We start from the raw sequence: 15,278 nt of genomic DNA on the forward strand, positions 1-15,278 counted from the left end.
CCCGCGTGCAGCCCTATGACAACAACAATTGGTGATCCTGTATGACGTGCACTCCCGCCTTCGCTGCGCCTCCGATACTCCCAGCCTCCGCCGCCCAGTACTGACCCCGTCCCGGTTCGTCCTTCCCTAGCCGCGCTACGCCTGGAGTATCCCTATGCTGACTTTCCTTGGCTTTGCCATGGTCATCGCCTTCATGTTCCTGATCATGACCAAGCGCCTGTCCGCGCTGATCGCCCTGATCATCGTCCCGATCCTGTTCGCGCTGTTCGGTGGCTTCGGGCCGAAAATCGGCCCGATGATGCTCGAAGGCATCACCAAACTGGCGCCCACCGGCGTCATGCTGATGTTCGCCATTCTCTACTTCGCCCTGATGATCGACTCCGGGCTCTTCGACCCGGCGGTGCGCAAGATCCTCAAGCTGGTCAAGGGCGATCCGCTGAAAGTCTCGGTCGGCACCGCCGTGCTGGCGCTGGTGGTATCGCTGGATGGAGACGGCGCGACCACCTACATGATCTGCGTCGCCGCCCTGTTGCCGCTGTACAGCCGCATAGGGATGAGCCCACGGATCATGGCCGGGCTGATCATCCTCGCGGGCGGGATCATGAACATGACCCCCTGGGGTGGCCCGACCGCCCGTGCGGCCAGCGCGCTGCACGTCGACCCTTCAGACATCTTCGTGCCGATGATTCCGGCCATGGCCTGCGGCGTTATAGCCTTGCTGGCCATCGCATACTTTTACGGCAAGCGTGAACGCGCGCGCCTAGGCGAACTGCACCTGCCTGGCGAAGAAGTCGACCACAGCGAAATCAGTGTGTCGCAATTCCCCGATGCACGTCGGCCCAAGCTGATCTGGTTCAACGGCCTGCTCACCCTGGTGCTCATGGTTGCGCTGATCAAAGGCCTGCTGCCGCTGCCGGTGCTGTTCATGATCGCCTTCAGCATCGCCATGATCGTCAACTACCCGAACCTGGATCATCAGAAAGAGCGCATCGCCGCCCATGCCGGTAGCGTGCTGGCGGTGGTCGGGCTGATTTTTGCGGCGGGTATCTTCACCGGCATCCTTTCGGGCACAGGCATGGTCGACGCCATGTCGAAAAGCCTGCTGGCAGTGATTCCGGATGCCCTGGGGCCTTACCTGGCGGTGATTACTGCGCTGGTGAGCATGCCGTTCACTTTCTTCATGTCCAACGATGCCTTCTACTACGGCGTGCTGCCGGTACTCGCCGAGGCTGCCGCGCATTACGGCATCAGCCCGGTAGAAATGGCGCGCGCCTCGATCGTCGGCCAACCGGTGCATCTGCTCAGCCCACTGGTGCCCTCGACCTACCTGCTGGTGGCATTGGCGGGCATCGAATTCGGCGATCATCAGCGCTTCACCCTCAAATGGGCGGTGCTGGTGTGCCTGGTGATTTTGCTTGGCGCGCTGGTGATGGGCGTGTTCCCGGTCGTCGGCAGTCTATAACTATCATTTACCCAGTGCTGTAACGGGCACTGCGCGCGGTGCCCGTTTCAGCCCGTCGGGGGCAAGCCCCCTCACTACAAAGGAAACGACATGGAATGGCTGACCAACCCGGAAATCTGGGTTGCCTTCTTTACCCTGACCGCCCTCGAGATCGTCCTCGGGATCGACAACATCATCATGATCTCGATCCTGGTCAGCCGCATGCCCAAGCACATGCAAAAGCGCACGCGCCTGTTCGGGCTGGCGCTGGCCATGGTGACGCGGATCCTTTTGCTGCTGTCGATCACCTGGGTCATGCGCCTGACCGCCGACCTGTTCGTGGTGTTCGGGCAGGGGATATCCGGACGTGACCTGATCCTGTTCTTCGGTGGCCTGTTCCTGATCTGGAAGAGCTCCCAGGAGATCTACCAAGGCATGGAAGGCGAAGAGGAGGGCGACGGCACGCCAGGCGGCAAGGGCGGCAACTTCCTCTATACCATCGTGCAGATCGCGATCATCGACATCGTCTTCTCCCTCGACTCAGTGATCACTGCAGTCGGCATGGTGTCCCATGTGCCGGTGATGATCGCCGCCATCGTGGTCGCGGTATTGGTGATGATGCTGTGCGCGGGGGTCATCAGTGACTTCATCGACAAACATCCATCGCTTAAAATGCTGGCACTTTCCTTCCTGATGGTGGTCGGAACCGTGCTGATTGCCGAATCGTTCGATATCCACGTGCCCAAAGGCTACGTTTATTTCGCGATGGCATTCTCGCTGGCAGTCGAAGCGATCAACATCAAGATGCGCACCAGCCACGCGAAGAAGAAAAAGGCGGAGTAAGCGCCGCCGCCCACCCCTGTGGAACGGGCCGTGCTCGCTCCCGCAGGGGTTGTGTCAACCGCAGGACCATGAAAAATATGACAGTTTTGTTTCAAAGATCTCATTCGCTGTGCCATGCTGGCGCACGGCCTGGAAGCGGACTAAAGCTTAACCGGGTGTCTATTCGAATCAGCCCTTAACGGGCAGTCAACAGGGGGCCGTCGTCAATGCTGACCCTGCTCAATCTACTTTCTGCAGTCGCGTTGCTCATCTGGGGCACGCATATCGTTCGTACCGGCATCCTGCGGGTCTACGGGACGGCCTTGCGCCGCCTGCTCAGCCAGAACATGTCCAAGCGGCCACTGGCCTTCATCGCCGGGATACTGGTCACCGCCGTGGTGCAAAGCAGCAACGCCACGGCTATGCTGACCACCTCCTTCGTCGGCCAAGGCCTGATGGCGCTCACCCCGGCGCTGGCGATCATGCTTGGCGCCGATGTCGGTACCGCGATCATGTCGCGGGTCCTGACGTTCGACCTGTCCTGGCTCTCGCCGCTGCTGATATTCCTCGGCGTGATCTTCTTTCTGTCGCGCAAGCAGACGCCGCTCGGGCAGCTTGGCCGGGTCGGTATCGGCCTGGGGCTGATCATCCTGGCCTTGCAGCTGATCGTCGAAGCCGCAGGCCCGATTACCCACGCTCAGGGCGTAAAGGTCCTGTTTGCCTCGCTGACCGGCGATATTCTGCTCGACGCCTTGATCGGCGCGCTGTTCGCGATGATCTCCTATTCCAGCCTGGCCGCGGTGCTGTTGACCGCGACGCTGGCCGAATCCGGGGTGATCAGCCTGCCGGTGGCCATCGGCCTGGTGATCGGGGCCAACATCGGCAGCGGTCTGCTGGCATTCATCTCCACCAACATGCAGAACACCGCTGGCCGCCAGGTCGCGCTGGGCAGCCTGCTGTACAAGCTGATCGGCCTGCTGCTGATCATCCCGGTGCTGAGCCCGCTGGTGCACTGGATGGACAGCCTCAATTACGATGCGCAGACCATGGTGATCAGCTTCCATGTGCTCTACAACTCCATCCGCTGCCTGATCATGCTGCCCACGGTCGGGCCGATGGCCAAGCTCTGCGCCAACATCCTGCCCAAGCGCGCCGAAGCCAATGGCCAGAGCAAGCCGCGTCACCTCGATCCCGCCGCCCTGGACACGCCCAGCCTGGCCATGGCCAACGCCGTGCGCGAAACCCTGCGCATGGGCGACCTGATCGACAGCATGCTGGCGGCGATGCTCAACGTGTTGCGCGGCACCCAGACCGCCGTGACCCAGGAAGTCCGCACCCTGGGCGATGACGCTGAGGCGTTGTACGTGGCGATCAAGCTGTATCTGGCGCAAATGCCCCGTGAAGACCTCGGCGAGCTCGACAGCCGGCGCTGGGCCGAAATCATCGAACTGACCCTCAACCTCAAGCTCAGCGCCGACCTGATCGAACGCATGCTGCGCAAAGTGCAGCAGCAAAAGACCTCGCAGCGCCGCTCGTTCTCCGATGTCGGCCTCGAAGAGCTCACCGGCCTGCACAACCAGTTGATCGCCAACCTGCGCTTGGGCCTGACGGTGTTCCTAACCAGCGACCCAGAAAGCGCCCGCCAGTTGTTGCGGGAAAAACGCCGCTTCCGCGCGCAGGAAAGGCGCCTGGCGCACTCCCATGTCAGCCGCCTGCAGCGCAAAGTGGTGCAGAGCATCGAGACTAGTTCGCTGCACCTGGAGCTGATCGCCGACATGAAGCGCCTCAACTCGCTATTCTGCAGCAGCGCCTATGCGGTGCTCGGCACCTCGGAAACCGGTTCGCTGATGTCCGAGAGCGAAGTCGAGGAGGCCGTCGAAGCGGCCACTGAAGCCAGCATCGAGGCCCGCGAAGCGACCTGAACGATGGCGTCTGAATAAAAAGCACTTGAACATCCGGGGGACCGTGAAGTCTGTTCAAACAGACCCATCCGCCTGGCGCGCGGACTCTTCAGGTTCCCGCAAGGAAACTCGCCCCATGCGTTGTCTGTTGTTGCTCGTTGCACTGCTTGGCGTTATTCAGGTTGATTGCGTATCCGCCGCCGACCGTTATCAGGTCGAAGGCTATCTGCTCCCCAATGGCTTGCAGCTGGTGCTCAAGCCAGGCAGCGAGCCCGGCCATGTGGCGATTCGCCTGGTGGTAGGGGTGGGTTTCAGCGACTTCAATTGCGCCGATCAAGAGCTCCCCCACTTGCTCGAACACTTGATGTTCAGCGGCCTCGACGCCCGCGGCGAAGGCGGCCTCGAAGAACGCATGCAGGCGCTGGGTGGCGAGTGGAACGCTTTTACCGGCGACACCGACACCACCTATGTGATCGAGGCCCCCGCGCGCAATCAGCGCAAGGTGCTCGACTTGCTGCTCGCTGCGCTGACCCAGACCCGTATCGACCAGCAGGCCCTCGACACCGCCAAAGCCATCGTCACCCGTGAAGACGGTGGCCACGCCTCGCATCTGCAGAGTTGGCTCGACCATCAGGATTTCGGCCATGGCGCCAGCGACCAATTGGCTATCGAACTGGGCCTCAAGTGCCAGCAGCGGCCTTCGGTCGAGGCGCTGACGCTGGGTCAGATCAATGCTGTGCGCAAGGAATGGTACGCACCTAATAACATGTCGCTGATAGTGGTCGGCCAGTTGGATCGATTGCTGCCGGCCTATCTGGAGCGCGCCTGGGGCGAGCTCAAGGCCATCGACCCTACCGAGCACCCAGACTCGACCCTGGTCAAGGGCAGTGCCGAGCAGCGCCGCACGATCATCCAAGGCTGGCTCGGCGACAGCGCCCGGTTGCATTGGTATTACCTCGAACCGACCTTGGACGACGTTCCGGATCAGGCTTTCGATCTGGTGCAGCGTTACCTGGATTGGACCTTGTACCAGGACCTGCGCCTGGCTCATGGCCTGTCCTACGGGCCGAGCAGCCAGCGCGATGCCTTTGGCGATACCGGCCTGCTGAGCCTGAATGCCGACCTCGAGCGCAACGACATCGAACCCGCCGAACAACTCCTCACCCAACGTATGGCGCAATTGCGCCGCGACGGCATGGACCCGAACACCTTCGCCCGCCTCAAGCAGGTAGCGGTCGACCAGCAGGCCTGGGCCATTCAGGGCGACAGCGGGCTGGCGGATTATTACTGGAACGCCTTGGGCGATTACGCCGATGGCCACTTCACTAATCCGGTAGCAGGACTGCGCAAGGTCACCCTGGAAGACGCCAACAAAGCGCTCAAGGCGCTATTGGCCGAGCCGCCATATGTACGCATCGAGAAGCCGTTGTTGAGCTATGACGAGCTGGATCAGCTGTTGATGGTGACCGCTGCGGTAGCGCTGGGATTACTGATCGGGGCGATACTGCTATTGCGCCGCCGCTCCAGAAGATGACGACTATCCCTGTGGGAGCAAGACCTACCGGCGAAGACGGCCGGTACAGACGCCCCATCGGCAACCGATCACGGTGCCTGAAGTATCCTGTAACATTTATCGTTTAAACCAAGGCCGCCACCGCCCATGCCGCTTTTTATCCTGCGCCTGATCGACCTCATAAAGCGCTACCCCGGCGTCATCGCCATCGGCGGTTTCATCTCCGGGGTGGGCAGCTTCATCATGGTCGATCGCCAGGCCGGTCTGGCCAGCTGGGTCGCCGTGGTGATGCTGCTCACCTGGCTGTGGCTGATGTTCGAAAACGCCTTCACCCAGTTGTTCACCCGGGTGTTCAAGCGCGAGATTCCGCCGCACCTGCTGCGCTACGCCACGCAAATGATCCACCAGGAAAGTCTGTTCTTCGTCCTGCCGTTCTTTTACATCACTACGACCTGGAACAGCGGCCAGGCGATCTTCACCGGGCTGCTGACCGCTGCCGGGCTGGTGTCGATCATCGACCCGCTGTACTACAAATGGGTGGCGCCACGGCGCTGGCTGTTCATGGCCATGCACACCGTCACGCTGTTCGCGGCCATGCTCACGGCGCTGCCGATCATCCTCCACCTGACCACCGCCGAAAGCTTCAAACTGGCGCTCGGCACCGCCATGCTGTTGTCGTTCCCGAGCCTGGCGGTGAGCTTCCCGATCACCCATTGGCGGCGTGGCGTGGCGTTAGTGGCGGTGACTCTGGCGGTCGGTGGCGGCGGCTGGCTGCTGCGTTCGTGGGTGCCGCCGGCCACCTTGTGGATGACCGAAAACGCCATTACCGACAGCCTCGACGGCCAGAACCGCACCCCCGGCGAAGACCTGCAGCAGGTCACCGCCAGCCAGGTGCGCAATGGCGGGCTGTTCGCCTACACCGCCATCAACGCACCGCGCGGGCTGGACGAGCGGATCTTTCACGTGTGGAAATTCAACGGCAACGAAATGGACCGCATTGCCCTGGATATCCACGGTGGGCGCAAGGAAGGCTACCGCGCCTGGACCCACAAGCAGAATTTCCCCGGCGACCCGGTAGGCAACTGGCAGGTGCGGGTGATGACCGAAGATGGCCAGGTGATCGGGGTATTGCGGTTCAAGGTGGTGGCGGATGCCGATAAAGCGTCGGGATCATGAATTTGCGCAATCCAGGCCGACCCTTTCGCGGGCAAGCCTTGCTTTCACAGCGTTGGCATATCTAGAGTCGTACACCTGTGCTTGCGAAGAGGCCGGCCCTGGCACCATCAAGCCGCCGTCGCCCCAAAAAACCAGTAACACACCGCAATCGCCGCCACCACGCCGGAAAACTCCGCCAATAGCGCGCATCCCACCGCGTGCCGCGCGCGCTTGATGCCCACGGCGCCGAAGTACACCGCCAGCACGTAAAAGGTCGTCTCGGTGCTGCCCTGGATTGTCGCCGCCACCAACGCCGGGAAGCTGTCGACGCCCTTGCTCTGCATGGTCTCGATCAACATCGCCCGCGCCGCGCTGCCCGAGAACGGCTTCACCAATGCGGTTGGCAGCGCATCGACGAATCGCCCATCGAGCCCGGCCCATTCCACGGCATGGCGAATCCCCTCCAGCACGAACCCCAACGCTCCCGACGCCCGCAACACGCCAACGGCGCAGAGCATCGCTACCAGGTAGGGCAGGAGGTTCTTCGCCACGTCGAAGCCTTCCTTGGCGCCTTCGACGAAGGTTTCGTACACCGGTACTTTCTTCAGCGCGCCAATCAGCAAGAACAGGATGATCAACCCGAACAACGTCAGGTTGCCGAGGATCGACGACAGACTCGCCAGCGCCGTTGCCGACAGACCGGCCAGCAGGGCCATGAACGCGCCCAGCAACAAGGCCCCCGGAATCAGATAGGCAAGCACCACCGGGTCCCACAGGCGCAGCCGTTGCATGACCGCGACCGACAACAGCCCCACCAGCGTCGACGCACTGGTGGCCAGCAGGATCGGCAGGAATACCAGGGTCGGGTCCAGCGCACCTTGCTGCGCGCGGTACATGAAGATAGTCACCGGCAGCAACGTCAGCGACGAGGCGTTGAGCACCAGAAACAGAATCTGCGCATTGCTGGCCGTGTCTGGCAGCGGATTGAGGTCTTGCAGCGCGCGCATGGCCTTGAGGCCGATAGGCGTGGCGGCGTTGTCCAGGCCCAGGCCGTTGGCAGCGAAATTGAGGGTAATCAGGCCCAGAGCCGGATGCCCCGGCGGCACCTCGGGCATCAGCCGCGCGAACAAGGGGCCCAGCACCTTGGCCAGCCAGTCGACGATGCCGGCCTTCTCGGCGATTTTCAGAAAACCGAGCCACAGCGTCAGGGTGCCGAACAGCAGCACCATGACATCCACCGACAGCTTGGCCATGGCGAAAATGCTCTCGACCATCGCCGCGAAGACCCCAGCGTTGCCGCCCACCAGCCACTGCGCGAGACCGGACACCGCCGCCACCAGGAAAAACCCGAGCCATAGGCCATTAAGCATTTGTCACACCCCCAAAACGATGCGCCGATGATAACGGGGTGGCCCCGGACTACCAAACCGATAAGGCTAAATGCAGTAGATAAAAACCAGCCCCGAATATCCGGGGCTCGCCAGCTGCAGATAAACCGGTTTATTCGGTAACGACCTTGCCGGCTGGCGCCTTGGTGCCACGACCGCGCAAGTGCGGCAGGCTGTTCCAGTAACGCTCGCCCTTGGTCGCGTCGTACATGCCCTCCCACTTGGCGATCACCAGTACCGCCAGGGCGTTGCCGACCACGTTGAGTGCGGTGCGGGCCATGTCCATGATGCGGTCGACGCCAGCGATGAACGCCAGGCCTTCCAGCGGGATGCCCACGCTGCCGAGCGTCGCCAGCAGCACCACGAAGGACACACCCGGTACGCCGGCGATGCCCTTGGAGGTGACCATCAGGGTCAGGATCAGCATCAGTTGCTGACCGATCGACAGATCGATCCCGTACAGCTGAGCGATGAACAACGCCGCAATGCTCTGGTACAGCGTCGAACCATCGAGGTTGAACGAGTAACCGGTCGGCACCACGAAGCTGCTGATCGCTTTCGGCGCGCCGTAGGCTTCCATCTTCTCGATGATACGCGGCAGTACGGTTTCCGAACTGGCGGTGGAGTAGGCCAGGATCAACTCATCCTTGAGGATGCGCATCAGCTTGAGGATCGAGAAGCCGAACATCCGCGCCACCAGGCCCAGCACCCCAAAGGCAAAGAAGGCGATGGCCACGTAGACCAGGATCACCAGCTTGGCCAATGGCAGCAACGAGCTGAAGCCGAACTTGGCCACGGTCACCGCGATCAGGGCGAAAACGCCGATCGGCGCATAGTTCATGATCATGTGAGTGACCTTGAACATCGCTTCCGAGACGCCCTGGAACACCTTCACCAGCGGGTCGCGCAGGTCCGCCTGCAGGCTCGACAGCCCCATGCCGAACATCACCGAAAAGAAAATGATCGGCAGCATGTCGCCGCGGGCTATCGAGGCAAAGATGTTCGACGGAATCAGGTTGAGCAGGGTGGCGACAAAAGCGTGGTCATGCTGCACTTCGGCCGTGGTCTTCTGGTACTGAGAGATATCCACGGTCGACAGGGTGCTCATGTCGATTCCCGCGCCGGGGTGGAAGGCATTGGCCAGGCCCACACCCACCAGAATCGCCAAGGTGGTGACGATCTCGAAGTAAATGATGGTTTTCAGCCCGATGCGGCCCAGCTTCTTGGCATCGCCCACGCCCGCGATACCGACGATCAGGGAGGCGATCACGATAGGCACCACGATCATCTTGATCAGGCGAATAAAGATATCGCCAGCCGGTTGCAGCACGGTACTGATCCACCAGGAGGAGTCTTCCCACCAGTTTTTGGCTTCCATGCCGGCGGTGGCTTTGCCCAGATGGTTGAGCGCTGCGCCGATTGCAATTCCGAGCACAAGGCCGATGAGAATTTGCCAGGCCAGGCTGAGTTTCGCCTTTTTCATAGATTACCCCTTGTTGCAGTGACCCTGGAGCGCCTTGCGGCGCTGCGGGAAAAGCTCGCCAACCCGGAATTACCGGGCTGGCCAACGAAAAAAAGGGTGCACTATTCCCATGGAGAAAAGACCCGTCTAATGCCGGAACGGCATGGGTCATGCCGAACCGGCATAAGGCTTGTATATATGTCTGGATGTACGAATTGCTGCCATCGGGTCGTTCGGAATGTCGAATCGATGAGGGCAAGCAGGCTGGTGCCTGTAGAGCGGAGGGGGGTTTCAAACGGCGGGATGTTCGAATTTCCGATCAGAAAGATGCTGAAACTAAATCAAAAATGAAACCTTCGAAGAAAGTACTTGTGGGAGCGAGCTATGTTCGCGAACAGACGCCGTTACACAACGGCTGGCCTCTTCGCCAGCATATCTGGCTCCCACAGGATTGTGAGCTGGTTTTCCAGCTCGGCCATGATCGCCCATGACCACTTCCCCTGACCCGGTCCTCATCGAAGGTACTCCCTGTACCCTTAGGTCACTTCAACCATGACAGTCAAAGCATCCCGACCCCTTGGTCGCTTTGCGACTCCGTGCTATCGGTCAGGGTCGACCGCGACGCCCCATGAAGAAGGACACCACGAACAGCACCAGGAAGATGATGAACAGAATTTTGGCAATGCCTGCGGCAGTACCGGCGATGCCACCGAAGCCCAGGACCGCAGCGATGACGGCGATGATGAGGAATGTAACTGCCCAACTCAGCATGATGTATCTCCTTATGTTACGTCTCTAGGTTTGAAGCATTGCCTTCCGGCCTGTTCGGCTCGGATGTTTACCGGGACGCCGCCGATGGCGGCGTCTGTCGATTCTTAGAACGTCCAGCGCTGCTGTGGTGCGGCGGGGGCGTTCACTTCAGCCGTTTGTTCGAAGTCGCGGGCACTGGGCATTTCCATGCTGCGGCTGCTCACCGGGCTGAAGTGCGAGCTCTGCGCATGCGGCACCATGTGGAGCAATGGCTCGGGCGCTTGAGTCATGCGTTGATACGCCATGCAGCCCAACAGGGTGACCAGCATGGCGAACAGCAGGAAGAGCCCCTGTTGAACGTGGGAGGAGGCGACAGCAGCGGTGGCGAAAGGTGTGCGGTTCATCCTGTGGCTCCTGACCTTCAGTGATGGCTGCTGAAGGATTGGTCGTAGCGTTCAACGACGATAATTCTGTTATCGAAGTTATTGCAGACGCCGTGCCACATTTTGTTACTGAATAAAACTTAGATAAATCAATGGGTTATGATTAACAGTCCGCGCTTGTGACGTTCATCCTGCACGATACCCCCTCGGTAGGTCGGGCGATTTGCACGACCCAGTTAGCCTTGCGCCGTCGGCCCTTACAGCGCCGGCTTGATGGCCACTTTGAGCAGGTCGGCATCCACCCCGCGAACGCCACGGATATTGCGGGCCAGCTCGAGCGCCACGGTCTTTTCCTCGCTGCTGCCCACATCGCCGCTCAGGCTGACCATACCGGTGTGGGTTTCGACATTTATGGTCAGGCCATCGAGGCTCCGGCTATATAGCAGGCTGGCCTTCACCTTGCTCGTGATCCAGGCATCGCTCAGAGCGTCTTCGGTGGTTTTGGCGGCTGTTTCGGCGCGGGTGGTCGACGTATCGGCCGCCCCCAGGCTGATCAGGTTGTTGACCTGATAGACCCCTTCGGTATTGCTCGCCAGGCTGCCGGCCAGCAATTTGGCATCGGCGGTCGGCGCTTTGCCCTTGAGCGTCACCACACCGTTTTCGGTGGCAACGCTGCCGTGCAGGTCGCGGGTGCTGGTGTTCCACAGCAATTTGGATTTGATAGTGGCTGTGAGGGTCGCGTCATCGAAGCGCTGCGCAAGCGACTGGCGCGCGGGCATCTGCTCGGCCAGGTGGTCATCCACCTTCAGTTGGTTGTCGACCTTGGTAATCCCGTCCACGTCCCCGGCGATCTGCGCCGCGAGCTCGCGATCCACTTCGTTTTCCACCGAGCCACTGAGGGTTGCCGTGCCTTGGTGCACGACCACCCCAAGCTTGAACGGGCTCAGGTGACGGTTAAGGGCGAATGCCGTCCAGATCGACCCTTCTTGCCTGGCCGCTTGCAGTTGACTGGCCAGACTGCTGTCGGCGGCAATACTGGGCGCACTGTGCATTGACAGTACCGCCAGCGTGGCGGAAGCCAGAGCAAGCTTTTTGAGGGTTTTCATCAATAATTCTCCATGTTTTTGAATTGCCCCAGATGTCGCAACCCTTATGCCAGGCCTTTGACAGCACGGATTTGGAGAAAAATCAGAAAGTTAGCGATTGTTTGTTCAGCGAACTACCATGCAGGGTGCGGAATGAATCAGAATAAACCCTGCAACTTGCACGATTTTTCCCTGACTAATGTAAGACATTTCTGTAAGACCAATCTGATAGAGGCGTAGGAAAATGGAACCAGGCACGGACCATCAAGGCCGAATTTTGCTTGTCGATGATGAGTCCGCCATTCTGCGTACCTTTCGTTACTGCCTCGAGGATGAAGGCTATAGCGTGGCGACAGCCAATAGCTCGGCCCAGGCCGAGGCATTGCTGCAACGCCAGGTGTTTGACTTGTGTTTCCTCGATCTGCGGCTGGGCGATGACAACGGCCTCGACGTATTGGCGCAGATGCGCGTGCAGGCGCCTTGGATGCGAGTTGTCATCGTCACCGCTCACTCGGCAGTGGATACCGCCGTCGACGCCATCCAGGCAGGCGCTGCGGATTATCTGGTCAAACCGTGCAGCCCCGATCAGCTGCGTCTGGCCACCGCCAAGCAGCTGGAAGTGCGACAACTGTCGGCGCGGCTCGAAGCGCTCGAAGGCGAAGTGCGCAAACCTAAAGACGGCCTCGACTCCCACAGTCCGGCGATGATGGTCGTGCTGGAGACCGCTCGACAGGTCGCCACTACCGACGCCAACATCCTCATCCTCGGCGAATCGGGTACGGGTAAAGGGGAACTGGCCCGCGCCATCCATGGCTGGAGCAAACGCGCGAAAAAATCTTGCGTAACCATCAATTGCCCGTCGCTGACTGCCGAACTGATGGAAAGCGAGCTGTTCGGCCACAGCCGCGGCGCCTTCACCGGTGCCAGCGAGAGCACCTTGGGCCGGGTCAATCAGGCCGATGGCGGGACTTTGTTCCTCGACGAAATCGGCGACTTCCCGCTGACCCTGCAGCCCAAGTTGCTGCGTTTTATTCAGGACAAAGAATACGAGCGCGTCGGCGACCCGGTGACCCGCCGCGCCGATGTGCGCATCCTCGCCGCGACCAACCTCAACCTCGAGGACATGGTGCGCGACGGTCGCTTCCGCGAAGACCTGCTCTACCGCCTCAACGTCATCACCTTGCACCTGCCGCCGTTGCGCGAGCGCAGCGAAGACATCCTCACCTTGGCCGAGCGCTTCCTGGCGCGCTTCGTCAAGGAATACGCCCGCCCGGCACGGACCTTTAGCGAAGAAGCCCGCGCGGCACTGCTCAACTACCGCTGGCCCGGCAATATCCGCGAACTGCGTAACGTCATCGAGCGCGCGAGCATCATCTGCGCCAAGGACAAGGTCGAGGTCAGCCACTTGGGCATGGCCGAGCAACCGGTCAACAACGCGCCGCGTATCGGTGCCGCCTTGAGCCTGGACGAGCTGGAAAAAGCCCACATCGGCGCGGTGCTGTCCACCAGCGACACCCTTGACCAAGCCGCCAAGACCTTGGGTATCGATGCCTCGACCCTGTACCGCAAACGCAAACAGTACAACCTATGAAGCTGCCGATGAAATTGCGGACGCGCTTGTTCCTGAGCATTTCCGCATTGATCACTGTTGCCTTGCTGGGGCTGTTGCTGGGCCTGGTCAGCGTCATTCAGATGGCCAAGGCCCAGCAGTCGCTGATTCACAACAACTTCGTCACCCTGGACCTCGGCCTGAAACTGCGCCAGACCTTGGGCGATCAGTTGTTCATGACCCAGAACGATGTGCCCGACAAGACAGCGCTCCAACGGTCTCAGGTGCAATTTCGCACACTGCTCGATGAAGCGCTCGCGGCGCCCATTACCGTCGAGCAACAGCGCGCCTTCGTACAGGCCGCCAGCGATTACCAAGGCTACGTAGAGGCGCTGGCACAAGCCGTGCACAATGCCAGCAATATCAGCGACGATGGCAACCAGAATGAGGCTTTCAACCGAGTCCGCAACGATCTGATCGAAACCCACCGTGCCACGCTCGACCTGATCACCGCTGGCGAGATGGCCTCCCACGATCGCGCGGTGCTGATCTCCACGCTGCTGGGGCTGGTGGGTATTGCCGTGCTGATCATCGGCTTCATCACCGCCCATGGCATCGCCAAGCGTTTCGGCGGACCGATCGAAGCGCTGGCGACCGCCGCCGACCATATCAGCCAAGGTAATTTCGAGGTGACCCTGCCGACCTCGTCGGCCGTCGAGATGAATCAGCTGACCGATCGCTTCGGCACCATGGCCGCGGCCCTGCGTCGCCATCAGGAAACCAATGTCGACGAGCTGCGCGCGGGCCAGCAACGCTTGCAAGCGGTGCTCGACAGCATCGACGACGGTTTGCTGATGATCGATCGCCAGGGCCTGCTGGAACATCTCAACCCGGTGGCGCAACGCCAGCTAGGCTGGGACGACAGCCAGTTGGGCAACCCCTTGGGCCAGGCATTGCGACGTCCGGAGATGGACGAACAGCTGCAATTGATCCTCCGTGGCGGCTCGCTGGAACGTGCGCTGGAGGACCTGAGTTTCGAAGTCGAGGGCGAGACTCGCCTGCTGTCCTACAGCTTGACCCCGGTCAGCCATCCGACCGGGCAGATCCTCGGCGCCGTGATGGTGCTCCACGACGTCACCGAGCAACGCGCTTTCGAACGCGTGCGCAGCGAGTTCGTGCTGCGCGCCTCCCACGAGCTGCGCACGCCGGTGACCGGCATGCACATGGCCTTCGGGCTGCTGCAAGAGCGAGTCCACTTCGACCCGGCGTCGCGCGAATACGACCTGCTGAGCACGGTCAACGAAGAAATGCAGCGCCTGATGCAACTGATCAACGACCTGCTGAATTTCTCGCGTTACCAGAGCGGACAGCAAAAGCTCAACCTGGCACCCTGCACCATCGGCGACCTGCTGCTGCGCGCCGAAGCCCGCTATCAAGGGCCGGCGCAGGAGAAAGGCATCGTACTCGCCATCGAGGAGCAAGAGGCGTTGCCCCGGTTACTGGCCGATCAGGCACAACTCGATCGAGTGATCGACAACCTGATGGACAACGCCTTGCGCCATACCCCGGAAAACGGTCGCATCCATCTGCAGGCCCGACGGCATGCCGAGCGCGTCATCATCAGCGTGGAGGACAACGGCGAAGGCATCGCCTACGGCCAGCAGGGGCGGATCTTCGAGCCCTTCGTGCAGGTCGGGCGCAAAAAGGGCGGTGCCGGCCTGGGCCTGGCGTTATGCAAGGAAATCGTGCAACTGCACGGCGGACGCATGGGAGTCTATTCGCGGCCGGGGCAGGGCACGCAGTTCTATATGACGCTGCCGGTCTAGGCG

Annotated in this window: 12 protein-coding genes; 7 read left to right on the forward strand and 5 right to left on the reverse strand. The window is 61.0% G+C overall.

Annotated features, from left to right (window positions below; all coding sequences use genetic code 11):
- Positions 1–154: 154 nt before the first annotated feature.
- The 5 genes from LIX93_RS09195 to LIX93_RS09215 all read left to right on the forward strand — a co-directional run bounded on the left by LIX93_RS09195 (position 155) and on the right by LIX93_RS09215 (position 6,853).
- The gene (locus tag LIX93_RS09195) at positions 155–1,462 is read left to right on the forward strand and encodes a CitMHS family transporter (RefSeq protein WP_226503726.1); all 1,308 of its coding nucleotides are present in this window, start codon (positions 155–157) and stop codon (positions 1,460–1,462) included.
- Positions 1,463–1,552: 90 nt separating this feature from the next.
- The gene (locus LIX93_RS09200; RefSeq protein WP_226503727.1) at positions 1,553–2,284 is read left to right on the forward strand and encodes a TerC family protein; all 732 of its coding nucleotides are present in this window, start codon (positions 1,553–1,555) and stop codon (positions 2,282–2,284) included.
- A 206-nt stretch (positions 2,285–2,490) separates the two neighbouring features.
- Positions 2,491–4,185, forward strand: coding sequence for a Na/Pi cotransporter family protein (locus LIX93_RS09205; protein WP_226503728.1), 1,695 nt, complete (start codon positions 2,491–2,493; stop codon positions 4,183–4,185).
- A 115-nt stretch (positions 4,186–4,300) separates the two neighbouring features.
- Positions 4,301–5,698, forward strand: a complete 1,398-nt coding sequence (locus LIX93_RS09210; protein WP_226503729.1) for a pitrilysin family protein — start codon at positions 4,301–4,303, stop codon at positions 5,696–5,698.
- 126 nt (positions 5,699–5,824) lie between these two features.
- Complete coding sequence (locus tag LIX93_RS09215; RefSeq protein WP_226503730.1) at positions 5,825–6,853, forward strand: DUF5924 family protein; 1,029 nt, start codon at positions 5,825–5,827, stop codon at positions 6,851–6,853.
- A 107-nt stretch (positions 6,854–6,960) separates the two neighbouring features.
- Here the strand turns inward: LIX93_RS09215 and LIX93_RS09220 are convergent, their stop codons facing one another.
- The 5 genes from LIX93_RS09220 to LIX93_RS09240 all read right to left on the reverse strand — a co-directional run bounded on the left by LIX93_RS09220 (position 6,961) and on the right by LIX93_RS09240 (position 11,921).
- Entirely contained in the window at positions 6,961–8,202 is a 1,242-nt protein-coding gene (locus LIX93_RS09220; protein ID WP_226503731.1) for a spore maturation protein, read from the reverse strand.
- Positions 8,203–8,332: 130 nt separating this feature from the next.
- Complete coding sequence (gene gltP / locus LIX93_RS09225) at positions 8,333–9,703, reverse strand: glutamate/aspartate:proton symporter GltP (RefSeq protein WP_226503732.1); 1,371 nt, start codon at positions 9,701–9,703, stop codon at positions 8,333–8,335.
- Between the two features lie 585 nt (positions 9,704–10,288).
- Positions 10,289–10,453: a DUF1328 domain-containing protein gene (locus LIX93_RS09230; RefSeq protein ID WP_226503733.1), complete on the reverse strand. Its 165-nt coding sequence runs from the start codon at positions 10,451–10,453 to the stop codon at positions 10,289–10,291.
- A gap of 104 nt (positions 10,454–10,557) precedes the next feature.
- A complete protein-coding gene (locus LIX93_RS09235; protein ID WP_226503734.1) occupies positions 10,558–10,836 on the reverse strand; it encodes a hypothetical protein in 279 nt (92 codons plus the stop codon).
- Between the two features lie 236 nt (positions 10,837–11,072).
- Positions 11,073–11,921: a BON domain-containing protein gene (locus LIX93_RS09240; protein WP_226503735.1), complete on the reverse strand. Its 849-nt coding sequence runs from the start codon at positions 11,919–11,921 to the stop codon at positions 11,073–11,075.
- 223 nt (positions 11,922–12,144) lie between these two features.
- Here LIX93_RS09240 and algB point away from each other — a divergent pair, with 223 nt between their 5' ends.
- Complete coding sequence (gene algB, locus LIX93_RS09245; protein WP_226503736.1) at positions 12,145–13,491, forward strand: sigma-54-dependent response regulator transcription factor AlgB; 1,347 nt, start codon at positions 12,145–12,147, stop codon at positions 13,489–13,491.
- Complete coding sequence (locus LIX93_RS09250; RefSeq protein WP_226503737.1) at positions 13,488–15,275, forward strand: ATP-binding protein; 1,788 nt, start codon at positions 13,488–13,490, stop codon at positions 15,273–15,275. The genes algB and LIX93_RS09250 overlap by 4 nt, the downstream gene beginning before the upstream one ends.
- Positions 15,276–15,278: the final 3 nt, after the last annotated feature.

This window comes from Pseudomonas sp. MWU16-30317, assembly GCF_020515695.1.
In the GTDB taxonomy this organism is placed as follows: Bacteria; Pseudomonadota; Gammaproteobacteria; order Pseudomonadales; family Pseudomonadaceae; genus Aquipseudomonas.

Bases quoted from the DNA above. Each gene is read 5' to 3' on its own strand.
- LIX93_RS09210 (WP_226503729.1), top strand. From the start codon at position 4,301: ATGCGTTGTCTGTTGTTGCTCGTTGCACTGCTTGGCGTTATTCAGGTT.
- gltP (WP_226503732.1), bottom strand. From the start codon at position 9,703: ATGAAAAAGGCGAAACTCAGCCTGGCCTGGCAAATTCTCATCGGCCTT.
- LIX93_RS09250 (WP_226503737.1), top strand. From the start codon at position 13,488: ATGAAGCTGCCGATGAAATTGCGGACGCGCTTGTTCCTGAGCATTTCC.
- LIX93_RS09205 (WP_226503728.1), top strand. From the start codon at position 2,491: ATGCTGACCCTGCTCAATCTACTTTCTGCAGTCGCGTTGCTCATCTGG.
- LIX93_RS09240 (WP_226503735.1), bottom strand. From the start codon at position 11,921: ATGAAAACCCTCAAAAAGCTTGCTCTGGCTTCCGCCACGCTGGCGGTA.
- LIX93_RS09220 (WP_226503731.1), bottom strand. From the start codon at position 8,202: ATGCTTAATGGCCTATGGCTCGGGTTTTTCCTGGTGGCGGCGGTGTCC.
- algB (WP_226503736.1), top strand. From the start codon at position 12,145: ATGGAACCAGGCACGGACCATCAAGGCCGAATTTTGCTTGTCGATGAT.
- LIX93_RS09200 (WP_226503727.1), top strand. From the start codon at position 1,553: ATGGAATGGCTGACCAACCCGGAAATCTGGGTTGCCTTCTTTACCCTG.
- LIX93_RS09235 (WP_226503734.1), bottom strand. From the start codon at position 10,836: ATGAACCGCACACCTTTCGCCACCGCTGCTGTCGCCTCCTCCCACGTT.
- LIX93_RS09230 (WP_226503733.1), bottom strand. From the start codon at position 10,453: ATGCTGAGTTGGGCAGTTACATTCCTCATCATCGCCGTCATCGCTGCG.
- LIX93_RS09215 (WP_226503730.1), top strand. From the start codon at position 5,825: ATGCCGCTTTTTATCCTGCGCCTGATCGACCTCATAAAGCGCTACCCC.
- LIX93_RS09195 (WP_226503726.1), top strand. From the start codon at position 155: ATGCTGACTTTCCTTGGCTTTGCCATGGTCATCGCCTTCATGTTCCTG.